This window comes from Brevibacterium otitidis (assembly GCF_042429315.1).
Lineage (GTDB): Bacteria > Actinomycetota > Actinomycetes > Actinomycetales > Brevibacteriaceae > Brevibacterium > Brevibacterium otitidis.
Window position 1 is genome coordinate 40,388 of sequence record NZ_JBHMAU010000067.1, and the last position, 24,174, is coordinate 64,561.

At 67.7% G+C, this 24,174-nt stretch carries 19 protein-coding genes; 10 read left to right on the forward strand and 9 right to left on the reverse strand.

Annotated features, from left to right (window positions below; genetic code table 11):
• Window position 1: 1 nt before the first annotated feature.
• From ACFFN1_RS10870 to ACFFN1_RS10890, 5 genes are read left to right on the forward strand one after another with little or no spacing between them, the layout of a single operon-like run.
• Window positions 2-1,339: a hypothetical protein gene (locus ACFFN1_RS10870; RefSeq protein WP_376840751.1), complete on the forward strand. Its 1,338-nt coding sequence runs from the start codon at window positions 2-4 to the stop codon at window positions 1,337-1,339.
• Window positions 1,336-1,929 carry a hypothetical protein gene (locus tag ACFFN1_RS10875; RefSeq protein ID WP_376840752.1) on the forward strand — a complete coding sequence of 198 codons (594 nt, stop codon included), beginning with the start codon at window positions 1,336-1,338 and terminating at the stop codon, window positions 1,927-1,929. Before ACFFN1_RS10870 ends, ACFFN1_RS10875 begins: the two co-directional genes overlap by 4 nt.
• Before the next feature lie 12 nt (window positions 1,930-1,941).
• Window positions 1,942-2,646, forward strand: a complete 705-nt coding sequence (locus tag ACFFN1_RS10880; RefSeq protein WP_376840753.1) for a peptidoglycan-binding domain-containing protein — start codon at window positions 1,942-1,944, stop codon at window positions 2,644-2,646.
• The gene (locus tag ACFFN1_RS10885) at window positions 2,643-2,951 is read left to right on the forward strand and encodes a hypothetical protein (RefSeq protein ID WP_376840754.1); all 309 of its coding nucleotides are present in this window, start codon (window positions 2,643-2,645) and stop codon (window positions 2,949-2,951) included. Before ACFFN1_RS10880 ends, ACFFN1_RS10885 begins: the two co-directional genes overlap by 4 nt.
• Window positions 2,948-3,139 carry a hypothetical protein gene (locus ACFFN1_RS10890; protein ID WP_376840755.1) on the forward strand — a complete coding sequence of 64 codons (192 nt, stop codon included), beginning with the start codon at window positions 2,948-2,950 and terminating at the stop codon, window positions 3,137-3,139. The genes ACFFN1_RS10885 and ACFFN1_RS10890 overlap by 4 nt, the downstream gene beginning before the upstream one ends.
• Window positions 3,140-3,363: 224 nt before the next feature.
• Here the strand turns inward: ACFFN1_RS10890 and ACFFN1_RS10895 are convergent, their stop codons facing one another.
• The 8 genes from ACFFN1_RS10895 to ACFFN1_RS10930 all read right to left on the reverse strand — a co-directional run bounded on the left by ACFFN1_RS10895 (window position 3,364) and on the right by ACFFN1_RS10930 (window position 14,062).
• Window positions 3,364-3,702: a helix-turn-helix domain-containing protein gene (locus tag ACFFN1_RS10895; protein ID WP_376840756.1), complete on the reverse strand. Its 339-nt coding sequence runs from the start codon at window positions 3,700-3,702 to the stop codon at window positions 3,364-3,366.
• Window positions 3,703-3,760: 58 nt separating this feature from the next.
• Window positions 3,761-4,096 (reverse strand): hypothetical protein, encoded by a 336-nt coding sequence (locus ACFFN1_RS10900; RefSeq protein ID WP_376840757.1) that lies wholly within the window; start codon window positions 4,094-4,096, stop codon window positions 3,761-3,763.
• 85 nt (window positions 4,097-4,181) lie between these two features.
• On the reverse strand, window positions 4,182-4,955 hold the full coding sequence (locus tag ACFFN1_RS10905) for a tyrosine-type recombinase/integrase (protein WP_376840758.1): 774 nt from the start codon (window positions 4,953-4,955) through the stop codon (window positions 4,182-4,184).
• Between the two features lie 184 nt (window positions 4,956-5,139).
• A complete protein-coding gene (locus ACFFN1_RS10910) occupies window positions 5,140-6,771 on the reverse strand; it encodes a monocarboxylic acid transporter (protein WP_376840759.1) in 1,632 nt (543 codons plus the stop codon).
• Window positions 6,768-7,136 (reverse strand): DUF485 domain-containing protein, encoded by a 369-nt coding sequence (locus ACFFN1_RS10915; RefSeq protein WP_376840760.1) that lies wholly within the window; start codon window positions 7,134-7,136, stop codon window positions 6,768-6,770. Before ACFFN1_RS10915 ends, ACFFN1_RS10910 begins: the two co-directional genes overlap by 4 nt.
• Before the next feature lie 188 nt (window positions 7,137-7,324).
• Window positions 7,325-10,093: an ExeM/NucH family extracellular endonuclease gene (locus ACFFN1_RS10920; RefSeq protein WP_376840761.1), complete on the reverse strand. Its 2,769-nt coding sequence runs from the start codon at window positions 10,091-10,093 to the stop codon at window positions 7,325-7,327.
• A gap of 159 nt (window positions 10,094-10,252) precedes the next feature.
• Window positions 10,253-10,555 carry a cupin domain-containing protein gene (locus ACFFN1_RS10925; protein WP_376840762.1) on the reverse strand — a complete coding sequence of 101 codons (303 nt, stop codon included), beginning with the start codon at window positions 10,553-10,555 and terminating at the stop codon, window positions 10,253-10,255.
• Window positions 10,556-10,621: 66 nt separating this feature from the next.
• Window positions 10,622-14,062, reverse strand: a complete 3,441-nt coding sequence (locus ACFFN1_RS10930; protein ID WP_376840763.1) for a proline dehydrogenase family protein — start codon at window positions 14,060-14,062, stop codon at window positions 10,622-10,624.
• A 167-nt stretch (window positions 14,063-14,229) separates the two neighbouring features.
• Here ACFFN1_RS10930 and ACFFN1_RS10935 point away from each other — a divergent pair, with 167 nt between their 5' ends.
• Together ACFFN1_RS10935 and ACFFN1_RS10940 are read left to right on the forward strand one after the other, a co-directional pair.
• Entirely contained in the window at window positions 14,230-15,879 is a 1,650-nt protein-coding gene (locus ACFFN1_RS10935; protein ID WP_376840764.1) for a GntR family transcriptional regulator, read from the forward strand.
• 25 nt (window positions 15,880-15,904) lie between these two features.
• Entirely contained in the window at window positions 15,905-17,956 is a 2,052-nt protein-coding gene (locus ACFFN1_RS10940; protein ID WP_376840765.1) for an acetoacetate--CoA ligase, read from the forward strand.
• A 5-nt stretch (window positions 17,957-17,961) separates the two neighbouring features.
• Here the strand turns inward: ACFFN1_RS10940 and ACFFN1_RS10945 are convergent, their stop codons facing one another.
• Window positions 17,962-19,353, reverse strand: coding sequence for a hypothetical protein (locus ACFFN1_RS10945; protein ID WP_376840766.1), 1,392 nt, complete (start codon window positions 19,351-19,353; stop codon window positions 17,962-17,964).
• A gap of 221 nt (window positions 19,354-19,574) precedes the next feature.
• On the opposite strand from ACFFN1_RS10945, the gene ACFFN1_RS10950 reads away from it, so the two are divergent.
• The 3 genes from ACFFN1_RS10950 (at window position 19,575) to ACFFN1_RS10960 (ending at window position 24,154) form a co-directional block, all read left to right on the forward strand.
• A complete protein-coding gene (locus ACFFN1_RS10950) occupies window positions 19,575-21,074 on the forward strand; it encodes a malate:quinone oxidoreductase (RefSeq protein ID WP_376840767.1) in 1,500 nt (499 codons plus the stop codon).
• 188 nt (window positions 21,075-21,262) lie between these two features.
• Entirely contained in the window at window positions 21,263-22,921 is a 1,659-nt protein-coding gene (locus ACFFN1_RS10955; protein ID WP_376840768.1) for a PrsW family intramembrane metalloprotease, read from the forward strand.
• Between the two features lie 6 nt (window positions 22,922-22,927).
• On the forward strand, window positions 22,928-24,154 hold the full coding sequence (locus ACFFN1_RS10960) for a MarP family serine protease (RefSeq protein WP_376840769.1): 1,227 nt from the start codon (window positions 22,928-22,930) through the stop codon (window positions 24,152-24,154).
• Window positions 24,155-24,174 lie beyond the last annotated feature (20 nt).

Consider the following 24,174-nt stretch of genomic DNA (forward strand, 5'->3'; position numbering starts at 1 on the left):
TATGCGGCCACGCCTCGAAATCGGTTCAAACGCTGGAAAGAACCCCGACTATACACGTTTCGTCCTAGCCGATCCCGGCGTTCAAATCTCGATCAAACGCCCAGTTTGGAAAGGCATTGTAGAGCCGGAATCGCTCTCAGCAACGCTGCTCCTCCCACGTGGCTACAGGCTGCCCGAAACGTTCAAAGCCGGGGCATTCCTCACCCTCTATGACTCCGACAGCACAAGCCCACGAGACCGCCCGTTCATCGGTCGCATCGACTCAGCGGTCATCCGACCATCGACCCGCAGGCGCGGACGATACGAGGTAGATGTCTCCGGCGTGTCAATCGTCTCTGAGCTCTACCAGAACCCCCTGACACGTCCGATTCTGCCGATAAACAGCTTCGACAGCACCTATGCGAAAACAGCACAAAAGGCGATGGACGCAATCACAAAGGCTCTCCCAAACGGCTGGAAGCTAGAGCCCATTGGCAGCGACTTCTACACGCGCATCAACTCGCTCGATGACAGAACGTTCTATGCCAAGTTGCTGAATCACAGCGCGGGAGTCTGGGAACCGGATAGACCCGCCATTGACGTGATCGAATCATTCTGCATGCAGTGGTGCCTCGTCCCGACTTTCACACCTTTTGATCGAACCGTTGAGATCAGAGCGGTCGAAAAGCTCTACACGTCCGAGCTCGCAATACATGCTTACAGGTGTGACCTCGATGCAGAGTGGTCGATCCGTCCCGAGGACACGGTGAACGCCCTCAGTCTCACCTCAATCGACACGGGCGCCGAGCCTCTCAAACCCGATCCCGTCACATCTCCGCGAACCGGCACGAGCTCACGGAATCCGGTCGTCTACCACAACCAAGCATCGACCAGTTCAATCGGCCACCGCGCACGATCAGCGCGCATGCTCATCGACTCACAGGTGATTGCTGGTGAAGAGGGCGGCCGCGTCCGCCAGACCCTCGGAAACCGACTGGGCCCGCGTTTCACTAGCCCTCACCCGCCCGAACTGTCCCCTGAAGCTCTCACATTCGACTTCGAAAACAGTTCAATACCGGCGATCGGCGACACGCTGCATCGCTTCATGGACAGCTCAGTCAATCTGATTGGTGCACGCCCCCCAGCCGCCCCAATCACCTCACTCACCGCACAGGTGAGCGAAGCGCACATCACAGTCAGAGGGCACCACCCACAGCAGCACAAGGTCGGCGCGGCGGTCACCATGACGCTGAGACTCTGCCAAGCGTCGATCACACAGCGACCGGCATCAGCTGGTCGATGGGACACGCTCACCGGACGCTGGACAGATCAACCGACACCCTGGGAGACCATCGCATGAAAACCACCAAACGCGGATACCAGTATCCCGAATCCAGCGATATGGCGAAGAACTTTCCAAGCATCGCCGCGACGACGATTACGAAGATCGACGCCGACATGACGACGGCGCTGACTCGACAGATGACACCTGGCCCGAAAGGCGATAAGGGCCCACCCGGCCCACCCGGCCCACCCGGCAGAGACGGCAGAGACGGTGGCAGTGTGCCCCCGTGGCAGACCGGCACCGCTGGCGCTGACACCGTGATCGACCCAAGTGTCGGATCGTTTGCCCGCATCCGCGACAACGGCGACCAGACTGTGACCGTGGCGTGCGTCTTGCAGACCACTGCGTGGCCGAAGTCCGATACCGCCGTCGAACGTGAGCTGGCCGTCGTGCCCCTCATCGATATTTGGCTGACCGCCGCCGCGCTCATCGTTCCTATCGTGTTCTCGAAGGGAGTGCTAGATAAGGACGTGCGCGCTCTGCCTGCGCGATGCTCAGTCCACTCGACCGGCGATCTGGCGCTCATCATCGAGCAGCCACCCGGCACCCGCATGAACAACCTCGCGCCGATCGCATTCACAGCGATGCTCGCCCTGCCCGCCTGAAAGGAAACCCGCATGTCCTGGTATCTCGCCCCATCCCTCGCCCAGCTCCGCGCCGAGGTCAACGCCCGCTGGCCGAACCGCTCCAAAGCCAGCGACGGCACCATCGGAGACCGAGCACATGCAGCCCGCAAGTCGGATCACAACCCCAACAGCCGGGGGAGCGTGAACGCGATCGACATCACCGCCAAGGGCATCGACACCGGCGCTCTCATCGCCGCCGCCAAACGTCACCCCAGCGTCCGCTACATCATCCACAACCGCCAGATCATGAACCGCGACATCGGCAACTGGAAGCCGCGCCGCTACAGCGGATCGAATCCGCATACGCAGCACGTCCACATCTCGATCTATCAGCGCGCCTCGGCCGAGAATGACCGCCGCAGCTGGGGAATCGCCGACGCCGAGGCACCGAAGCCTAAGCCGCGGCCGAAGCCCGCGGGGAAAGCCCCGGCGTTCCCACTGCCACGCGGCCACTGGTTCGGCGTCGAATCCCGCGATCGGCGCAACCATAGCGGCTACTATGCCCGCGACCGGGACGGCATCAGGCAGCTCCAGCAACGCCTCAAAGACCGTGGCTGGCGCATCAGCGTCGACGGACGCTACGGCCCCGCCACTCGCGACGTGGTGCGCGCGTTCCAATCCGAAAAGCGGCTGCGCGTCGACGGCGGGGTCGGCGCCGAGACCTGGGCAGCCCTGTGGGAGGCACCGATCACGTGACAGCGACGATCGACGATGTGACTGCGCTGCTCACGGCGCTCGGACTGCTCATCGGCGCACTGTCCGCCACCGCCGGGCGGGCCGCACAGTGCCTCTCGGACATCCGCCGCCAGAACGCCCGCCTTCAGTCCACCGCGACCAAGACGGAGCGCCGCCAGGTCGACGTGAACCAGAAGATCGACCGGCTGCATGAGCTCATGCTCGACCACATCACCATGACCGACAGCCGCGCCGGGCGCATCGTAACCCGGCTTGACCACCAAGACGCGCGGTTGACCCGCCTCGAGGAGGAGAACAGGAAATGAGAACACCATCACGCACCGTCACGACCGGTTCGACCGCAGGCGCGCTCACCGTCATCGTCGTGTGGGCCGCTACCGCGATCTGGCCGTCCCTCGACATACCGCCCGAGGTGTCCTCGGCGTTCACGCTGCTTGTCACCGCCGCGGCCGCGTGGATCGTGCCCGATCCCGAGCGCCGACCCGCGCACTAGGGTGCGGAAGTCGTCACCGGCCCCTAGACCGTGATCGGCGCGGCCGAGCGCGCGTGACCATCGATTGCGCGGAGACGCAACTGTGGAAAGCTACAAAGATAATCCGAGTAGCACACGTGTCAAATTGTGATTCCATACAATTAGATGAATCGTCAACCACCGGAGTCCGCGCCCGCACAGCACGGAGCCCCGGCCTAGTGGCCGGGGCTCCGCGTCGTGTCGTCTCAGTCGTCGTCTGGCAGGCGCTCGATGCGCAGGCCGGGCACTTGCAGGAGTGTCCGCCACGCGATCGCGCGCTGCCAACCGGCGGGCTCACCGGGCTCGATCGCCAACATGGGTGTTAAGGCGGGGTCATCGCCGCCGACGATCTCGATGTTCTCGGCGACCTCATCGGCGGCCAGCTGACACAGCTGCTCCAGCTCCGCAATGATCCCCGCCGGGACTGGCGTGTCCCCGGCCTCCCACCGCTGGACGGTGCGCTGCTGGACGGCGAGCCGCTGGCTCATCTCGTGCTGGGACAGTCCCAGTCCCTCGCGGATGACGCGGAATTGTTCAGGTGTCATGGTGGTGTCCTCCAAAGGATGATGCCCCGGCCTAGTGGCCGGGGCATTGTGGTGACGATTACTCCGCTGGTGCGATCGTCGCCGTGAGATAGGCGGTGCCGTGTTGGTCGACCGTCTCCCAGTCACTCGTGCGCTCGAAGCCCTGCGCGGCGATGATCTCGTCGGCCTCGCCGAGCTCCCACGTGCCGGGGTCGATGACCTCACCGTCTTCGATCTCGCGGCCCTCGATGGTCGGGTTCTGGGCTTCGATCCAGGTGACGTGCTCGGCTGCTCCCTGTGTCTCGCCCGTATCAGCGAGATCGCGGTCGAGCAGGAAGTCAACGCCGTGCTCCGGGTAGAGGATGCTGGTCTGCTCGGGAACGAACACGAGGTTAGCGGTGAAAGTGGTGGTCATTGTGATCCCCTTCGGGTCTTTCGTCGGCCCCTTGCCGACTGTGTACCTCGATCATATGTCGCGTTTTACGACATGTCAACTCGTGTCAGCTGGCGAGCTGCTCGATCGCTTCCCGATGCACCGTGTCAGGCAGCGCGACGTAGCGGCGCGTGGTGTCGGAAGATGCGTGCCCGAGGAGGTCCTGCAGCACCCACACATCGACGCCGTTGGCCCACGCCCGCGACGCGAACCGGTGTCGCAGTGTGTGCATGGTCAGGCCCTCAGGGAGCAACCGGCCCACGAGCTTGCCGACCCAGCGCGGGGACAGGTGCCCGCCGTCATCGCCGGGAAACAGGTAGCCGCCCTGCTCGGCGCGCTCGGACAGCTCGATCCCGAGGCCGGTCGGCAGCGGCACGGTGCGCAGCTTCCCGCCCTTGCCGTGGACGATCAGGGAGCTGCCGCCGAGGTCGTCGACCACATCGCGGGCATGGATCACCGCCACCTCAGCCCGCCGTAGCCCCAGCTCGGCTGACAGGCGCAGCATGAGCCGTTCACGCTGCCCGGCAGCCAGGATCGCCCGCTTGTACGCAGCGTCAGGGCAGGGTCTCGGGTTCGGTTTGCCCGGCTTCACACGCGGGATCGCCTCGGCGCAGTTGTGCTCTAGGCGTCCTGTGGCCACGGCCCACGCCCAAAACTGGCGCATCGTCGTCCGCCTGCCCCGGCGCGTCTCCGGTGCCCACGTCTGGGCTGCGAAGTAGGCCAGGAGCTCATCGACTCCGGTCGCCTCGGGAGCGGTGGGGATACGCCGGGCCATGTGCGCGAGGTGCTCCCGGCGGGCCCGGCAGGTCGTCGCCGGTGCTCCGGCTGCTGACTGTGACATGATGAACGCTTCAATGAGGGGAAGCCAGATAGGGAAGTTCATAGCAACATCATGCAGCTGCCGAGGTCACCAAACAGAAGGTTGGGGGTTCGAATCCCTCGTGGCGCGCCAACTGAAACCGCCACCCGGAAGCCGGGCGGCGGTTTCGCTATTCATGCTCTGACCAGCAGAGATGCTGAGTGGCTCAGTGTTCGACGGCCTTCTCTGCGCCGTAGCCGGTCATCGAGCGGACCTCCATTTCGGCTGCGAGTTTCGGATCCTCACCGCGCTTGTCGGTGATCGAGCCGATGAAGCCGAGCAGGAATCCGATCGGGATCGAGACGATGCCCGGGTTCTGCAGTGGGAAGATCGCGAAGTCGATGTTCGGCCCGAGCATCGCGGTTTCCGAACCGGAAACCACCGGCGAGATCGCGATGAGGCCGATGGCGGCGATGAGTCCGCCGTAGATCGACCACACCGCACCGCGGGTGGTGAAGCGGCGCCAGAACAGCGAGTACAGGATCGTCGGCAGGTTAGCGCTCGCCGCGACTGCGAAGGCCAGGGCGACAAGGAAGGCGATGTTCTGCCCCTGCACGCCGATGCCGCCGAAGATCGCGACGCCGCCGATCGCGAGCACCGTGATGCGGGCGACCTTCACCTCGGTCTCCTGCGAGGCGGTGCCGCGCTTGATGACCGAGTTGTAGATGTCGTGGGAGAACGAGGCCGCCGCGGTGATCGTCAGACCGGCGACGACCGCGAGGATCGTCGCGAATGCGACAGCCGAGATCGTGCCGAGCAGGATCGGTCCGCCGAGTTCGAGAGCGAGCAGCGGTGCTGCCGAATTCACGCCGCCCGGAGCGTTTTCGATCGCCTCAGAGCCGACCATCGCGGCCGCACCGTAGCCGAGCACCAGGGTGAAGAGGTAGAAGATGCCGATGAGCCAGATCGCCCAGACCACCGAGCGGCGTGCCTCAAGGGCGGTCGGCACGGTGTAGAAGCGCATGAGCACGTGCGGCAGCGCAGCGGTGCCGAGCACCAGAGCGATCGACAGGGACACGAAGTCGATCGGCAGCTCGCCGTACTTCAGCCCCGGGGCGAGGATCGCCTCGGGCGGGGTGGCGGTGGCATTGGCGACCGCATCGCCAAGCAGCTGAGAGAAGTTGAACCCGTTGATCGCCAGCACCCAGACGGTCATGATGCCAGCGCCGCCGATGAGCAGGAACGCCTTGACGATCTGCACCCAGGTGGTGCCCTTCATGCCGCCGAACAAGACGTACATGATCATGAGCACGCCGACGACGGCGACGACGATCGACTGGCCGGTCTTGCTGTCGATGCCGAGCAGCAGGGAGACGAGGCCGCCGGCGCCGGCCATCTGCGCGAGCAGGTAGAAGAAGCACACGGCCAGCGTCGACATCGCCGCAGCCAGGCGCACGGGGCGCTGCTTGAGGCGGAAGGAGAGCACATCGGCCATCGTGAACTTGCCGGTGTTGCGCATGAGCTCGGCGACGAGCAGCAGCGCGACGAGCCAGGCGACGAGGAAGCCGATCGAGTAGAGGAACCCGTCGTAGCCGGTCACCGCGATCGCGCCGACGATGCCGAGGAACGAGGCGGCCGAAAGGTAGTCGCCGGAGATCGCGAAGCCGTTCTGCGGTCCGGAGAACGACCGGCCACCGGCATAGAAGTCGGAAGCGCTCGCATTGCGCTTGGCGACACGGAAGACGATCGTCATCGTGATGGCGACGAAGACGAGGAAGATGGAGATGTTGAGAATCGGGTTGTTCTCTGCGGTGGGATTGTCCTGGGCCAGGATGGTCAGCGTGGATGCGAGCGTCATCGGTCGCCCTCCTCAGTGCGGGTCTGATCGGCGGCGAAGTCGTCGGCCTGCTTTTCGAGCATGAGGCGGATGTCGTTGGCGGCCGGGTCGATGCGGCGGTTGGCGAAGCGCACGTAGACCATCGTGATGACGAAGGTCGTGACGAACTGGCCGAGGCCGAGCAGGATGCCGAGGTTGATGTTGCCGATCACCGGCGTGGCCATGAAGTCATGGGCGTAGGCGCCGAGCAGCACGTAGGCGAAGTACCAGATGAAGAAGAACGCGCTCAGCGGCAGCACCAGTGAGCGGTGTTTCTTCTTCAGTGCCTGGAACTCCGGTTGGGATTCGACTTTCTCGAAGTCGATCGCTGTGGGTGGCGAGGTCACAATGAACACCATTCCTTTCGCTGCCGCAGGGTTGAACGCGGCTCTGCGAAACATTACGCGGATGAAACTGTGACCGACACCACATCATTCAGTCTGTTATCAAGATGTTGTGATTTTGCACACAGAAAACGCCGGCCGAGACCCTTCGGTCTGCAGCCGGCGTCTGCGTGGCCAGGTGCCTGCCCGTGTCAGCCCTTGCGGCGGGTCAGCGCGATCGCGCCGGCCCCGATCGCCACGAGTGCGCCGGCTGCGATGAGGCTGCCGAGCTCCATGCCGGTGCGGGGCAGACGGCGACCGTCTGAGTGCTGGCGATCTGTGCGCAGATCCTTCGACGAGTCCGGTGAGCCGTTGCGGTCGGGGTTCTCCTGACCCTGGTCATCATTGTCCTGACCCTGGTCGTCGTTGTCGCCCTCATCGTTCCCGCCGTCGTCGGACGGGTCGTCGCTCGGGTCGGCCGTGGGGTCGTCGCTCGGGTCGGCCGACGGATCCTCGGTCGGCTTCTCCGTCGGCTCCTCACCGGCATCGTCGTCGACGTTGAAGCCGACGATGAGCGGATCGTGGTCCGAGGAGCGGTAGACCGAATCGTCGTAGAGCTTGCGGACGTTGTTGTTGTAGCGGCTGTACTCCAGGCCGACCGACTCACCGGAGTTGATGTTCCACACATCGGCGCCGGTGACGTCCCCGGCCAGCGGTTTGCTGGCGAGGATGTGGTCGAGGCTGCCGACGCGGCCGCCGAACAGGTAGGTCTGCTCGTCGGTGTGCGCGTCCCCGACGTTGGTGTAACCGGCCTCGTAGAACACCTGCATCGGGTCCTCGGCAGTGTAGGAGTTGAAGTCACCGAGCAGGAACACCTTCTCCGTCCCGGCGGCCTTCTTCTGCTCATCGGCGAAGCCGACGAGGGCTGTGGCCTGCTTGACACGGTCGGCGTTCGAGGCGCCCTGGCCGTCACCGGAGTCCTCGTTGCCCGGGCCGGAGCCGGAGCCCTTCGACTTGAAGTGGTTGGCGATCGCGAGGAACTCGGCGTCCTCCCCGCCGGGCTTCGCGAAGGCCTGCGCGAGCGGGGCCCGGGCGTTCTTGAACGCCGGGTTGTCGAGGATCGCCGGGGTGCCGACCGGCTCGACTGCCGCCGGCTGGTAGATGAACGCGGTGCGGATGACATCCTCACCGACCGCCGGAACCTTCTCGGGGCTCGCCGCGGCTGCCCACTTCTTCGATCCGGCTGCATCGTTGAGTGCGGTCACGAGCGTGTTGAGGGCGTCGTCGCGGTCCTTGCCGAAGGCCGCCGACTGCTCGATCTCCTCGAGCGCGACAACCGAGGCGTCGAGCGTGTTGATGCCGTTGACGATCTTGGCCTGCTGGCGTTCGAAGCTCTCCGCGTTCGCCGCACCGCGGGCGGCGCAGCCGCTGCGCACGGTGATCGGATTGCCCTCGCGGTCGGTGTAGTACTGGCAGCCTGAGAGCTGATCGCCGGTGGTCGGGAAGTAGTTGAGCACGTTGTAACTGGCGATCCGCACCTGCCCGCCCACCGCCTCGGGAGCGGCCGGACGGTTGTTGGCGAACGTTGCCGGAGCGGTCTCGTCCTCGTTCTCACCAGTCACGGTCGCGGTGGGCTGCAGGCGCCAGGCGTCGTGTCCGTAGCCCAGCACCGCCGCCGAGGTGAAGGTCGCCGTGGCGCCGACGCGCACCGGCTTGTCGAGGGAGACGTAGGGGACCGGCACGTCGCTGGCCTTGCCGGTGAAGTCGCGGGTCGCGCCGTCGTCGAGGAGGTAGAAGCGCTCGGCATTCTCGGCGGCGAGCTTCTTGGCCTCATCGCTGCCCGGCCGGTGGGCGTCGGTGTGGTGGCGCAGCGGCTTCGTGCCGTTGGTCAGGCCGATTTCGCCGTAGCGGTTGGCGGAGTAGGTATCGGCCACGGTGATCGGGCCGGACGGGTGGACGAGCATGCCCTCAAGCGATTCGCGGGCCGTGTCGCCATCCGGCAGGGCACCGGTGAACGGCTTCGGCGCCTCAGCCGGCTCGGCCAGCTCCTTCAGGCCACTGCCGGCCACAGTGATCTGGGTCTGACCGTAGTATTCGCCGACCGTGCCTGTGACCTCGACGTGCACACCGGGCTTGACCTTTCCGGCGGTGTCCTTCGAGTACACGAAGATGCCCTCCGAGGCGCCGGGCACGGTGTGTTTGTCGCCGCCGCTGCCCGCGGTCTGGATGAAGTAGCCGTTCAGGCCGCCCTCAGGGTAGGCGGCGGTGACGACACCGCGGGTGGTGACGGTCGTGCCGTCGAGCGGGCTGGTGTCACCGGTGCCCTGGATCTCGGCGATCGGGGTGAGGTTCGCCGGGTCCGTCGGGGTGTCGGTGGGCTCCGGGTCCGGGTCACTCTCGGAGACCTCGCCGGGTGTGGGGGCGCCGGCGGACCAAGTGCTGCCGGATTTCTGGATCGATTGGCCCTTCGGTGCGGTCGCACCGGTCGGGGTGGCCTTCGCTCCGCTGACGGAGGCGGGCAGCAGCTTGCTGGAGCCTGCGGTGACGCCACGGCCGCCGGCGGTGCCGCCGACCTGCGCGAAGTCCTGCAGTTCGCCGTCGGCATCGACGACGAAGGCAGAGGAACCGTATGCGCCATCGGCGGCGCTGCCGGACTTGACCGAGTTGGTGATCGGCACCATCACCGCGTGCGCGCCGGAGTCCGGGACCTTCGTGCCGGCCGGCACCGTGACGACGTGGGCGCCGGACTGCGGGGTGCCGCCGCGGGTGACGGTGCCGATGGTCCAGCCGGAGAGATCGGTGCCGGGATCAGCAGCGATCTCGATGAAGTCAGTGTCGTCGGCACCGGCGTAGGCGATCTCGGAGATGACCGCCTCAGTCGGTGCGGCCGCGGCCGGGAGGGCGATGAGCACGCCGGAGGTCCCGGCTGCGATGAGCACGGAACCGGCCACAGCTGTTGCGCGCGTGTGGAGCGAGAGCATGGAGTGAGTCCTTCAGTCGGAGTGCACGCCGGTCAGCCGGGCATGCAGATGAGACCTTTCAACGGTACCCAGAATTCACTCAGAAAACGGCGGATCGGACCGAAGTTCTGCTGAACAACACGTAACCTGCAGGCGAGCCCGGCCGAGAAGCGGGCCCCCTCAGCTTCCGGTGCGCTGCTTGAACTCGACCTCGACGAAGGCGCATTCGGTGTCGGACTTGTTGATGACGTTGTGCTCGCTGCCGACCGGGCGGGTGTAGCTGGCACCGGGGACGAGCACGTTCTCGAACGTCTCCTCCGGCGTCACCACCGTGAGCGTGCCCGGCTCGGTCGGCACGACGACATAGTCCATCTCGTGGACGTGCATCGTCGTTTCAGATCCGGGTGGGAACCGCCATTCGGTCACGCGGGTGAACTCGTTGTCGATCTGCACGGTCGCAATCGCCTGGCTGTACTCGCTCATGGAAACAGCATAGCCGCGGGCGCATGCGATCATGCGTCCGCGGCCATGCCTGCGATCGGGCGGGAATCAGCCCATGAGGTCCTGTGCGAGCTCGTGGAAGTCGCTGCTCGGGTTGCCGAACCGGTGCAGCGTCATCGAGATCGCCTGCTCGTGGACGTAATAGCGCTGCTCGACCCGGGCTGAGCTCACGACGTCCTGGTCGATGACGGCGACCTCGGGACGGTCGATCGTCGCCTCGCGCAGCTCCGGTTCGACCGAGCCGACGATCCGGATCCGGGCGCCGACAGTGTCGTCGTACTTGCCGTCGGCCACGGCCGAGGCGAACGCGTCTGCGGTCTCGACCGCCACCTCGGCCGCGGTGTCCGTCGCCGAGGCGGTGCTCGCCTGCAGGGCGTCGCGAGCGGCCTCGACGAGCTCACCGGAGCAGTCGGGGTGGACCGAGACGAGCAGCGGTGCGCCGACGGTCCGGCCGGCGTGGGCGGTGCGGCGCACATGGTCGCCGACCGCGTCGGGGGTCACGCGGATGGTGACCGGCCGGGGCAGGTGGCGGAAGATGTTGGCCTCCGAGTGCAGGCCGGTCGGGTCGACCGGCTGGCCGAAGAACTCCCGGTAGACCTTCTCATCATCGCCGTAGGCCTTCGCCAGCCAGTCCGAACCGGTGCCGGCATCGCGCCAGTCGCCGAAGAGCATGAGGTAGTTCGGGCCGCCGGCCTTCGAGCCGAGTCCCACCGAGGACAGCTTCCAGCCGCCGAAGGGCTGCCGACGCACGATCGCGCCGGTGATGCCGCGGTTGACGTAGACGTTGCCGGCCTCGACCGCATCGAGCCACTGGGCGACCTCGGCGGTGTCGAGCGAGTGGATGCCGGCGGTCAGGCCGAAGTCGACGGCGTTCTGCAGCTCAAGAGCCTCATCGAGGTCTTTGGCGCGCATGAGGCCGAGCACCGGGCCGAAGCACTCGGTGAGGTGGAAGAACGAACCGGGCTTCACCCCGTCCTTGACACCGGGGCTCCACAGCCGGCCGGAGTCATCGAGCATCTTCGGCTCCACCAGCCACGACTCACCCTCATCGAGTTGCGTGAGCGCACGCCCCAGCTTCTCGGAGGGCTCCTCGGTTAGCGGGCCCATCTCGGCGAACAGGTTTGTCGGATAGTCGACGACGAGCGAGGACGCAGCGTCGACGATCTGCCGGCGGTAGCGCTCGGAGTCATACACCGAGCCGACGAGGATGCCCAGCGATGCCGCCGAGCACTTCTGCCCGGCATGGCCGAACGCCGAGGCGACGAGATCGGCAACCGCGAGGTCGCGGTCGGCGGCCGGGGTGATGACGAGGGCGTTCTTGCCCGAGGTCTCGGCATTGATCTCGAGATCGGGGTTGAAGCTCTTGAACAGAGCAGCCGTGTCCGAGGCGCCGGTGAGGATGACGCGGTCGACGTCGGGGTGGGACAGCAGCGCCCTGCCGATGTCGCCCTCACTCGGGGCGACGACCTGCAGCACCTCACGCGGCACACCGGCCTGCCACAGGCACTCGACGAGCAGCGCCGAGCAGTGCGGGGTCGGCGAGGACGGCTTGTGGATGACCGCGGCACCGGCGGCCAGTGCGGCGACGGTCGAGCCGGTCGGGATGGCGACCGGGAAGTTCCACGGCGGGGTCACGACGACGAGCTCATCGGGTTCGAACCAGGCGCCGGGGATCTGCTCCAGTCCGAGTGCCTGAGAGGCGTAGTAGCGGATGAAGTCGATCGCCTCGGAGACCTCCGGATCGGACTGCGCGAAGGTCTTGCCGGCCTCGGCGGCCATCGTCGTGAGGAACTCCCCACGCCGATTGGCGAAGATGTCAGCGGCAGCCAGCAGGATCTGCCCGCGGCCGGCGGCTCCGAGCTCCCGCCAGCCGGTGGCAGCGGCCTTGCCCGCAGCGATCCGGGCCTCCATATCGGCAACCGACTCCACCGCCTCGGGAACGGGGCGGCCGGCCAGCCAGTCACCGGCGCGCACCGGCTCGATGAGCTGCTCCGCCCACCGCTGGTTGGCCGGCAGTGCCGGGTCGGTATCGGGTTCGTTGACGAACTCGCCGAGGCGCTGGTCGCCGACATACTCCTGGGTGCGGTCCTGCGTGCGGTTCGGGCGCGGGGCGGTCTCGCCGTCAGCGGCGAGGATCTCCTCGAGGTCGGCGACGGCGGCGCGGAAGCGCTCCTCTTCCTGGCGGAAGGCGGCGTTGCCGTTGCGCAGCTCGAAGATCGTCGACATGAAGTTCTCCGCAGACGAGTTCTCCTCCAGGCGGCGGACGAGATAGGAGATCGCGACGTCGAACTCGGCCGGGTGGACGGCCGGGACGTAGAGCAGCAGCTGGCCGACATCGGAGCTGATCGCCGCCGACTGCTCGGTCGCCATGCCCTGCAGCATCTCGAACTCGACCCGGTCGGCGACCCCGCGGGACAGGGACAGCTCATGCGCGAAGGCGATGTCGAACAGGTTGTGACCGGCCACGCCGATCCGCAGCCCGGTCATCCGCTCCGGCTGGAACAGCCAGTGCAGCACGCGCTTGTAGTTGGCGTCGGTGGCCTGTTTCGACGGGCAGGTCGTCAGCGGCCAGCCGGCGATCTCGGCATGCACCTGCTCCATCGGCAGGTTCGCACCCTTGACGAGCCGGACCTTGATCCCGGCCCCGCCGTCGGCGACCCGCTCATCGGCGAAGGCAGCCAGACGCTGCATCGCCGCCAGCGCATCGGGCAGATAGGCCTGCAGCACGATCCCGGCTTCGAGGTGCTTGAGCTCCGGTTCGCTCAGCAGACGGGTGAAGACCTCCAGAGTGATCTCCAGATCGCCGTACTCCTCCATGTCGAGGTTGATGAACTTCGATCCGGCCGGGGCTGCGGCGGCCTCGCGGTAGAGCGGGCGCAGCCGCTCGAGGACGTACTCGACGGTGTCCTCGAAGGCCCACAGGTTGATCTGCGAGGCGATCGAGGAGACCTTGATGGAGACATAGTCGACGTCGTTGCGGGCGAGCAGCTCGTGGGTGCGCTCCAGGTGGCGGTCGGCCTCCTCATCGCCGAGCACCGCCTCGCCGAGCAGGTTGATGTTGAGCCGGTGGCCGTCGGCGGTGAGGGCGGCGACGGCCTTGCCGAGCTGCTGCGGCCGGGCGTCGACGATCATGTGCCCGACCATCGAGCGCAGCCGGGCCCGGGCGGCGGGCACGACGACTTGCGGGGCGACTGGGGCGAGTGCCGAGCCGGCTTTGATCTGGGCGCGGTCGAGCGCTGAGATCGTCGCCGGGGCCATCGCTGCGACCTCGCGCAGCGCCTGGGCGGCCGAGCGGGAGTCCTCGGTGCGGATGACGCGGTCGACGAAGCCGACGGTGAAGTCCAGGCCCTTGGGGTCGGACAGGATGGCGGCCAGCCGTTCGGCGGCCGGGTCTTTGGCCGCCGGCGTGCCGGCAGAGATGCGCAGCCACTTCCGCACGCGGTCGACGGCGGCCTCGGTGATGGCCGTGAGATTGGTGTCCTCGATCATGGTGCCTCCTTGCCAGGCTGCCCCTGGCAGCCGAACCGAGCGATATGCTCTGCGGCGTCCTGCCGCGTCTGCGCCCAGTATGCGGTCGGCCCTCCGGCCACGTCATGCATCTCACATCGATCTGCCATACTGATGAGTCAGAAGTATTGCCCGAGGAGGTGGTCGCGTTGGCAGGGCGAGCCGTGCCGCTCGACGTGCGCATCCGGGCAGTCGAGCAGGTGGAGGCGGGGGTGGCTGTCGCCGAGGCGGCGGTCGCCTGTGGAGTCTCGTCTGCTTCTGTGCGGCGCTGGGTGCGCCGCTGGAAGCAGACCGATCCGGGGCTGCCGGCAGACGAGCGCCTGGCCGATCTGCCGCGCAGCGGCCGGCCGGCCGTTCAGGCGACAGCCGATCAGGTTGTCGCTGCGATCCTCGCCGGAGCCGGGGCGCGGATCGACTCGCCGGCCTATTCGACGCGCGGGATCGCGGAGATGACCGGGCTGAGCCAGCCGATCGTCAGCCGCGCGGTGGCCGGATTCGCCCCGGCCGGAACGCCGCGGTCGGAGGGGTTGCGGGCGTGGCTGCGCCTGGAGGCCTGCGCGGTCGGGTTCCCGCTGGCCGTCATCACCGCCAGCTCTGTGCCCCACGGGGCTGCGCTCTCAGCGCGAGGGCCGCGGGCCCGGACCCGGCGTGCGGCCAGCGTGACCGCCGGGATGCACGCGGCCGGCTTGGCCGCCTGGGCCCGGCGCCCGGCAGCCGAATCCCGGTTCGGGCCCGTCACCCGGGCGCTGGCCGCCGCTGCTGAGGTGCCGGCCGACCGGGTGCTCATCTTCGACCCGCTCGCCGTTGTGGCAGACGACGACAGCCACCTCTCGCCAGCTGCGTGGCGGGATGCTGCCGTTGAGCACATCACCGACCTGGAGGAGTTCAGCACCCGGCTGCGAGCGCTGTTGGCCGACTGCGCCGATGTGCCCGGCGACCTGCTCGATGCCCTGGCCCAGCAGGTCACCCGCGGGCTGGAGGGTCTCGCCTGGGTCGCGGGGGCCAGAACCGCAGATTGCAAGAGTTCTGAATCGAAACGGCGTGATGCAGGCCGGAGCGAGGGGCCGGATCTGACGGCTCCGAACGTGTCGGCCTGGCTGCCGCGCGAACAGCCCTCCCTGACCGAACAGCTCGCCCTCGCCCTGCGCGAGGAGATCATCGACTCCGGCTACACCGTCGGCGACCGGATCCGGCCGGCCCACCTGGCCTCCCGCCTCGGGATCAGCCGAGCAGCCGTCGACGTGCCGCTGCGGCGCATGGTCGATGACGAGCTGCTCGACGGCTCGCACGGTGATGTGCGCATCCCGGTCATCACCTCGCGCGATGTGCTCGACGTCTACGCCAGCCGGCAGGCGCTGGGCATCGTGCTGCTGCGCAGTCTGGCCGCCCGCCCGCGCCGCGACCTCGTGCCCGTCCGCCACGCCCTCGACCGGCTGCCGGCCGTCGCCCGGCTGGGACTGCGCACGGGGCTGAGCGTCGGCGATGCCGATCTCCGGTTCCAGCAGGAGTTCGCCCGCGCAGCAGGCCTCGCCCAGACCGCGCGCACCTTCGAGGCACTCATCCTGCGGCTGCGGCTGTACATCTCGGTGCTGCGCGTCGACTACTCGCCGGCAGCCAGGCGGATCATCTACGACAACACCCGCATCGTCGAGGCCCTCGAACGCGGCGACGCCGAGGATGCGATTGAGGCGTGGCGGGGCAAACTCGACAACGCTGTGCGGCACATGGCCGGGATGGTCCAGCACCGCAGTTTCGACATCGACCTGTGGGCGCGGTTGACGAACGCCGACACACGGTGAGACGCAGGCCACAACGGCGGCTGCAGTGACTACGCTGAGCGCCAGCGAGTCCGGCCCGATCGAGGAGAACGGAGCAGAGATGAACCCAGAGACCAACGGCAGTGACGCCGTGCTGTGGACGCCCCCGCCCGAACGGGTCAAGGCCAGCCGGGTGTATGACTACCAGCAGTGGCTGGCGCGCACCCGCGGCGTCGAAACGCACGGCTATCGCCAGCTGCACGCTTGGTCGGTCCGAGAGCTCGACACGTTCTGGGACAGCATCTGGGAGTACTTCGACGTCATCGGCAACCGCGGCGACGGACCGGTCCGCAGCGGAGACGAGATGCCGAGCGTCACCTGGTTCGCCGGGGCCACCTGCAACTACGCCGAGAACATCTTCCGCCACGCCGCCACCCGGCCGGATGCCGAGGCGCTCGTCGGGCTGCATGAGGACGAGCGCCGCGAGTCCTTCACCTGGCGGGAGCTCGCCGGCCGGGTCGGGGCGCTGGCCGCCTGGCTGCGCGAGCACGACGTGCAACCCGGCGACACCGTGTGCGCGGTGCTGCCGAACATCCCGCAGGCGGTTGAGGCGATGCTCGCCTGCGCAACCGTCGGCGCGGTGTGGTCTGTCGTCGGCCCGGACTTCGGGCTCACCGGCATCACCGACCGGTTCGCACAGCTGGAGGCGAAGGTCCTCATCACCGTCGACGGCTACCTCTTCAACGGCAGCCGGCTCGACATGCGCTCGATCGTCCCCGAGCTGCGTGGCGCGCTGCCGAGCGTCGAACACCACATCCTCATCGACCAGCTCGGCGACGAACTCGAGACCCGTGAACCGGCAGCAGGGACCGCGCTGCACTCGGAGATCGTCGCCGCACCCGTCGAACCGGTCTTCGAACCCGTCGACTTCTCCCACCCGCTGTGGGTGCTGTACTCCTCGGGAACGACCGGCAAGCCGAAGGGGATCGTCCACGGCCATGGCGGAGTGACGATCGAAGCGCTCAAGGCCAACGCGCTGCAGTACGACTTCACCCCAGACGATCGCTGCTATATGGCCGTGGCGACCACGTGGGTGGTGTGGAACCTGCTCATCAACATCATGACCGTCGGCGCGACGATCATCACCTACGACGGCTCCCCCGTCGCCGGTGTGCCCGACAAGCAGTTCGAGATCCTCGAACGCGAACGAGCAACCTCCTTCGGCACCGGGGCAGCGATCCTCTCTCTCGTGGAGAAATCGGGGCTCTCACCGGCGGCCCGCTACAACCTCTCGGCCCTGCGTAAGGTGCTCTCGACCGGCTCCCCGCTGCCGGAGACCACGTGGGACTGGATCTATGAGCACGTCCACGACGACATCCACCTCGGATCTGACTCCGGCGGAACCGACATCGCCTCCGGATTCATCGGCTCGAACCCCTACGACCCGGTCGTGCGCGGACACCTGCAGGGCGCCTACCTCGGCGTCGATGCACAGGCCTTCGACTCCCACGGCCAGCCGGTCACCGGTGAGCTCGGCGAGTTCGTCGTCACCCAGCCGATGCCCTCGATGCCGGTGTTCTTCTGGAACGACCCCGACGGCAGCCGCTATCGCGAGGCCTACTTCGACGCGTTCCCCGGCGTGTGGCGCCACGGCGACTGGGTCACCCACTTCGACGACGGCAGCTTCATCATCCACGGCCGCTCGGACTCGACGATCAACCGCGGTGGCATCCGGATGGGCTCAGCCGACATCTGCCAGATCGTCGACACCGTCGAAGGCGTGCAGTCCTCAATGGTCATCGGCGCTGAACTCGGCGACGGCGACTACTACATGCCGCTCTTCGTCGTCCCGACACCGGGGACCAGCCTGACCGACGAGCTGCGGTCCACCATCGTCTCGGCGATCCGCGAGCAGATCTCCCCGCGCTACGTGCCCGACGAGATCATCGAAGCCCCCGCCGTGCCGACCACCCGCACCGGCAAGATGATGGAGGTCCCGATCAAGCGGATCTTTCAGGGCGGTGATCCCGCGTCGATCAACCGGGCGACCGCGGCCGAACCGCAGGTGCTCGACTGGTACATCGAGCGCGCCTTCGCATTCGCCCGCGATCGCCGCTGAGATCCTCAATCGCGTTTCAGCCCGCGCGCCACAGTGATCGCCGCGACTCCGCAGCCGAGCAGCAGCAGCGCTGAACCGAGTGCTGCGTCGGCGCCGATCGGGCCGGTGCGCGGCAGCTCATCGGCAGGGGGTGCTTCCTGCCGCGGCGGAGGCGGTGGCGTCGTCTCACTGCGCGGCTCGGGTTTCGCCTCTGGCGGGGTCGTCTGCTCAGGCGGGGGAGCAGCCTCGGTGGTCGGCGGTGACATCGTCGCCGGCGGTGGAGTCGTCACAGTGGGCTCATCGGTGGGCACCTGTGTGGGTTCGTCGGTCGGTGGGGCCGTGGTGGGAGGCGGTGACTCGATCGGCGGCACCGTCGGCGGTGAGACCGTTCCAGTCGGCGGGGCAGGCTCGACCCTGTGCGAGGCAGTCGCCGACGCGGCCGTCGGCTCACCGGCGGTCACAATGCTCTGCACCCGCTCAGCCGGCTTCCCGGTCTTCGGATCGACCGGATCGTAGACGACCACCTCGGTCGCCGGCAGGTCCGAGGCGGTGACGGTGACCGTGACGTCGCCGGCATCCCAGCGATCCGGGGTGACGCTGACAGACAGCGGCTCGGCAGCCGAACGCAGCTGCGAGTCTTCGACCGAGCCGCCGGTGACCTCGACCTCCAGCGGAATGTCCTCCAGCGCCTCACCGGCGGCGGCGAGCACGCTGATGCGCGCGGTCAGCGGCCCATCGGAGACAGATGCTGCAGGTTCTGCGTCAACGGGAGTCGCCAGCGGGGTCGCCGGCCCGTCGAGCACCGGCTCCTCGGCCAGGCTCAGCTCGACCCGATACGGTCCGGCCAGATCGGCGGCATCCTTCGTGATGTGCGCATAGGCCTCGGCAGCCTTGGCGAACTCGGCACCGAGCTCACCGGGCTCGGCCGGGGCGATCGCATGATCGTGCTCTAGGCTCTCATCGAGCCGGGCCATCGCCGCCAGCGCCGCCTGCACACCGGCATCATCGGCCGTACCGTGCTGCGACAGCGCCCACGCGGTCTCGGCGGAAGTCACCGGCTTACCTTCAGCACGGGTGAAGTACTGCGGATACGGCGACTTCAGACCGGCATCGATGCAGTAGGCCACCGCATGCGACAGCGAACTGCCCGGCAGCGAGAAATACCCGCCGTACCAGGTGCGCCCAGCCGGGGCATGATGCCACAGCCCCGGACCGTACATCCCGGCATTCGTGCTGCGATAGCGCTCAGGCTGCGGACTGCCGCCCAGGTCGACGTCCGGTCTCAGATGCGGAGGAGGATCACCACCGGCCAGCCCGGCGGCCTGCGCCGACGGGGCGACCAGCAGGGAACCGGAGGCGGTCAGAAGGAACACGGTCATCGCTGCAGCGGCCCGGCGCAGCCGGGTGTCAATGCTCACTTTTCTCATATACCAAGTCCAGCCGCAGCCCGCCAACGGCAGAACACCTCGGGAACGGCTGTGGACGCCGGTGCGCTCTCCACAACACCGGCCGCACCAGTGAGCCCGCCTCACCCGGTTCGGGATGACCGGGCAGTGGGGAGTAAACTTCCAGATGATCCTCCTTTTATCAGCGGCGTGCCCGCAGCGGGCGGCCTGACCTTTACGATCCGAGGGATTTCATGACATACACGAAGGAAAGCGCCGACGTGGTTCTCATCGGCGGCGGCATCATGAGCGCGACGCTGGCAGCGCTGCTGGCCGAACTCCAGCCGGAGTGGGATGTCCGCGTCTACGAGCGCCTTGACTACGTCTCCCGCGAAAGCTCCGACCCGTGGAACAACGCCGGCACCGGCCACGCCGCGCTCTGCGAGCTCAACTACTCGCCGGCCGATGCCAACGGCAACATCGACATCACAAAGGCCGTCAACATCAACGAGCAGTTCCACGTCTCGCGCCAGTTCTGGTCCTACCTCGTCGATGAGGGCGTGCTGACGGATCCGTCGACCTTCATCAACCAGGTGCCGCACATCTCCTACGGCCGCGGCGAGAAGGGCCGCGACTACATCCGCGCCCGCTACGAGACGATGGTGCGCAATCCGCTGTTCGCCGACATGGAGTACACCGACGACCCGGCGGTGCAGGCCGAGTGGCTGCCGCTCATGTTCGAGAACCGCGGACCCGGCCAGGTGAATGCGCTGTCGAAGGTCGCGACCGGCACCGATGTCGACTTCGGTTCGCTCTCGCGTCAGCTGCTCACCCACGCCGGCACGAAGAACGCCCAGATCCTCACCGGCCACGAGGTCGCCGACCTCAACCGGACTGCCGACGGCTGGCGGGTTCACGTCAAGAACACCACGGCCGGTGAGATCTTCTCCGTCGACGCGAAGTTCGTGTTCATCGGCGCCGGCGGCGGTGCCCTGCACCTGCTGCAGCGCTCCGGCATCGCCGAGGGCTACGGCTACGGCGGCTTCCCGGTCTCCGGTCTGTTCCTGCGCACCTCGAATCCCGAGCTCGTCGCCCGCCACCACGCAAAGGTCTACGGCCAGGCCGCCTTCGGCGCCCCGCCGATGTCGGTGCCGCACCTCGACACCCGCGTCATCCAGGGCAAGGAATACCTGATGTTCGGCCCCTACGCCGGCTTCACTCCCAAGTTCCTCAAGAAGGGCCGGTTCACCGACCTGCCGTTCTCGGTCCGCGGCAACAACCTGCCGGTCATGCTCAATGTCGCCAAGGACAACGTCGACCTCGTCACCTATCTGCTCGGCGAGCTGGCAGCGACGAAGAAGAAGCGCTTCGATGCGCTCGCCGACTTCACCCCTGAGGTCAACCCGTCCGATTGGGAGTTCATCACCGCTGGTCAGCGCGTCCAGGTCATGAAGAAGGACAAGGACAAGGGCGGTGTGCTCGGCTTCGGCACGGAGCTCATCTCCGCTGCCGACGGCTCCCTGGCCGCCCTGCTCGGCGCCTCGCCGGGTGCTTCGACGGCCGCGCCGATTATGCTCAACCTGCTCAAGAAGTGCTTCCCGCGCCAGTACAGCGGCTGGGAGCCGGCACTGAAGAACATGGTGCCCTCCCTCGGCCGGAAGCTGCACGAGGACGAGGCCCTGCTGGGCGAGCTGTCCGAGTACACCTCCCGCACCCTGGAGATCGCACCGCGCGAGACTCCCGCGCAGGACTGAGGACTGCTGTGCGGACGGAGGCGGTGCGCGCCTCCCAGCACCGCCGAACCCCCGGGTTGCTGTAGCCGGTCGGGGCCGGATGTGCCGCATCTGGCACACATCGGACGCGGTGGTGTCCGTGACAGTGCGTACATTGAAAAGCGCCGCAGCGAAGAGACCTGAGAACCGGATCACGAAGGATTCCTTACATGTCTGACCCACGTCAGCCCGGCCCGCAGGGTCAGCCTCCCCAGCAGCATGCTCCGCACAGCCAGCAGGCTCCGCATATGCAGCCGCAGCCGCCGCAGGCTCCGCCCCAGCAGGCTGGCCCGCTGCGGCAGGGCCGCCCGTTCCCGCCGCAGCAGCCGGCACCCCAGCAGGCTGCCCCTCAGCAGCCGATGCCGCAGCAGCGCCCACCTCAGCAGGTGCCGCCACCTCAGCAGGTGCCACCGCAGCAGCAGGCGTATAGCCGCTTCCGGCCGCAGCCGAGCCCGCAGTCGCAGCCGGTGCAGCAGCCGGCGCTGCATGGCCAGCCGGCCGGCCCGGGCGGACCGCACGGCCCTGGGACCTACGGCATGCCCGAACAGCGCTCCTATGCACAGCCGTGGTTCTCCCCGACAGTGACGCAGGAGATGCGCATGCGTGCGCAGCTCCAGCAGCATCGCGGCGGCCCGTCCGAAGCTGTCTGGGTCACCCAGGCGATCCAGCGTCAGCCTGAGCTGGCCAACCCGGAAGCCGGAGCAGACATCGCCCGCCTCGTCGCCGGCATCGCACTGTCCCTGCTGCTGGGCGTCGGCATGCTCATCATCCTCGTCCTCGCTGCCTTCCTGCTGCCGGCAGGACCGATCGTCATCCTGCTGGCCTCAGTGCCGCTGGCATTCATCCTGCTCATGGTGTGGTGGTTCGACCGCTGGAAGCCGCAGCCCATCTGGCTGCTCATCTCGTGTCTGCTCTGGGGTGCTGTGGCCTCCATCGTCATGACGCTCCTGGCGAACGCCATCGGCTTCACAGCGCTGGCGCTGGTCGGCATCGACGCCAGCGGCGATGTCCTCGGCGCAGTCGTTTTCGCGCCGCTGTTCGAGGAGTCCACCAAGGGCATCTTCCTCGTCGCCATCGTGCTGGCCGCCCGCAAATACTTCGAGGGCCCGCTCGACGGCTGGGTCTACGGCTCGCTCATCGGCGCCGGCTTCGCCTTCACCGAGAACCTCCTCTACCTGTCCAGCGCATTCGCCGAAGCCGCAGTCGGCGGTCTTGCGATGACCTTCATCATGCGCGGCGTGCTCAGCCCGCTGCTGCACTCGACCTTCGTCATCTGCCACGGCCTGTCCATCGGCCTGGCCGCCCGCCGCGGCAAGTGGTGGCTCGTCGTCATCATGTGGTTCCCGGGCCTGCTCGCCGGCATATTCCTCCACGCCCTGTGGAACGGCATGGCCACTGCCTCCGGCGGCTGGGGCATCATGAGCATCGTCGTCATCCTCGGCCTCTCGGCGGTGATCTCCGGGTTCTGGCTCACCAGCGGCCTCGTGCTGCGCCGCAACGAATCCATCCACACCCGCCAGTCGCTCGGCGACTACGCCAACGCCGGCTGGCTGACCCACGGCGAGGTCGACATGCTTGGCACGTGGAAGGGTCGCCGCGCCGGCAAGCGGTGGGCCAACCAGTTCCCCGGCGCCCGCCCGGAGATGAACAAGCTCATCCGCAAGGCCGCAGATCTGGCGACCATCCGCACCCGCGTGCTCGCCGGCGTCGGCGGGGAGCAGGAGCGCAAGGTGGAGAGGTACGAACTCGACCAGTTCATCAAGATCCGCACCCGCATGATGAAGTGCGCCCAGCGCCCGCAGGGCTTCCAGCCGGCCATGCCCCGGTAGACGGCCATGGCCGCCGTCGACGTCGTCATCGTCTTCTTCGCCATCGTGGCGCTGCTGCTCGGCTGGAGCCGCGGTTTCCTCGTCGGCGCGTCGACCCTCGCCGGCTTCGTCATCGGCCTCCTCCTCGGCCGGCTGCTCGCCGGCCCGTTCGCGGAGCTGCTCGTCACCACCGAGCTCGTCCACGACCGCAGCAACCCCGCCGCCGAGGTGCTCTTCCCGCTCGTGCTGGCCGTCGCCGGATCGATCGGCTTCGGCCTGCTCGGCGCCTACCTGCGCACCAAGCTCACGAGCCCCAGCGGGCGCGGCCTCGACGCCACCGGCGGGGCGCTCTCAAGCGTCATCGCCACCCTGCTCGTCATCTGGCTGGCCGCCGGCTGGATCCGCACCACCCCGTTCCTGCAGCCCAACCGGTGGGTCGCCGAGTCGGCGATCGTCGCCGGCCTCGATCGGGCGCTGCCGGTGACCTCGACCGAGGCGCTCGGCACCCTCGGCACCGCCCTGGCCGAGAACGGCTTCCCGCAGGTCTTCGAGGGCCAGCGCGAACGCATCCGCGGCGTCGGCGAACCGAACCCGGCGATGGTCGAGGTCGGGCGCGGAGCTCACGGCTCCGTCGTCAAGGTCGTCACCACTGCCACCGAATGCGGCCGCCTGCAGGAGGGCACCGGCTGGGTCTACGCTGACGGCCTGGTGGCCACCAATGCGCACGTCGTCGCCGGGGCGCAGGAGCTGACCGTGCAGATCGCCGGCACCGGTGAACCGTTCCGTGCCGAGGTGGTCGCCTTCGATCCCGCGACCGATGCGGCAGTCCTGCGGGTGCCCGACCTGCCGGCACCGGCGCTGGAACTCGGCTCCGACCTCGGCGCCGGTGCTGACTCCGTGCTCGTCGGATTCCCGGAGAACGGGCCGTACACGATCTCGCCGTCGCGCGTGCGCGAACAGCTCTCGGCCCGCGGACTCGACATCTACAACGAGGAGACGGTGCTGCGCGATATCTATTCGCTGCGCGGGATCGTGCGCTCCGGCAACTCCGGCGGCCCGCTGCTCGATGCGCAGGGCCGCGTCGTCGGCATGGTGTTCGCCAAATCGGCGACCGAATCGGAGACCGGCTATGCGCTCACCCTCGATGAGATCGACGGGATCCTGCGCCGCGGCCAGCAAGCGGATGCGGCGGTGAGCAGCGGTGAGTGCGCCGCTCAGGTGCCCCAGCAGCAGGAGCAACGGGAAGCCGGCTGACCGGCGCCCCACCTCGGGAC

What these genes read in the sequence shown, in the direction of transcription:
- ACFFN1_RS10870 (WP_376840751.1), top strand. Translation starts at nt 2, where the DNA reads ATGCGGCCACGCCTCGAAATCGGTTCAAACGCTGGAAAGAACCCCGAC.
- ACFFN1_RS10875 (WP_376840752.1), top strand. Translation starts at nt 1,336, where the DNA reads ATGAAAACCACCAAACGCGGATACCAGTATCCCGAATCCAGCGATATG.
- ACFFN1_RS10880 (WP_376840753.1), top strand. Translation starts at nt 1,942, where the DNA reads ATGTCCTGGTATCTCGCCCCATCCCTCGCCCAGCTCCGCGCCGAGGTC.
- ACFFN1_RS10890 (WP_376840755.1), top strand. Translation starts at nt 2,948, where the DNA reads ATGAGAACACCATCACGCACCGTCACGACCGGTTCGACCGCAGGCGCG.
- ACFFN1_RS10895 (WP_376840756.1), bottom strand. Translation starts at nt 3,702, where the DNA reads ATGACACCTGAACAATTCCGCGTCATCCGCGAGGGACTGGGACTGTCC.
- ACFFN1_RS10900 (WP_376840757.1), bottom strand. Translation starts at nt 4,096, where the DNA reads ATGACCACCACTTTCACCGCTAACCTCGTGTTCGTTCCCGAGCAGACC.
- ACFFN1_RS10905 (WP_376840758.1), bottom strand. Translation starts at nt 4,955, where the DNA reads ATGTCACAGTCAGCAGCCGGAGCACCGGCGACGACCTGCCGGGCCCGC.
- ACFFN1_RS10910 (WP_376840759.1), bottom strand. Translation starts at nt 6,771, where the DNA reads ATGACGCTCGCATCCACGCTGACCATCCTGGCCCAGGACAATCCCACC.
- ACFFN1_RS10920 (WP_376840761.1), bottom strand. Translation starts at nt 10,093, where the DNA reads ATGCTCTCGCTCCACACGCGCGCAACAGCTGTGGCCGGTTCCGTGCTC.
- ACFFN1_RS10925 (WP_376840762.1), bottom strand. Translation starts at nt 10,555, where the DNA reads ATGAGCGAGTACAGCCAGGCGATTGCGACCGTGCAGATCGACAACGAG.
- ACFFN1_RS10930 (WP_376840763.1), bottom strand. Translation starts at nt 14,062, where the DNA reads ATGATCGAGGACACCAATCTCACGGCCATCACCGAGGCCGCCGTCGAC.
- ACFFN1_RS10950 (WP_376840767.1), top strand. Translation starts at nt 19,575, where the DNA reads ATGACATACACGAAGGAAAGCGCCGACGTGGTTCTCATCGGCGGCGGC.
- ACFFN1_RS10955 (WP_376840768.1), top strand. Translation starts at nt 21,263, where the DNA reads ATGTCTGACCCACGTCAGCCCGGCCCGCAGGGTCAGCCTCCCCAGCAG.
- ACFFN1_RS10960 (WP_376840769.1), top strand. Translation starts at nt 22,928, where the DNA reads ATGGCCGCCGTCGACGTCGTCATCGTCTTCTTCGCCATCGTGGCGCTG.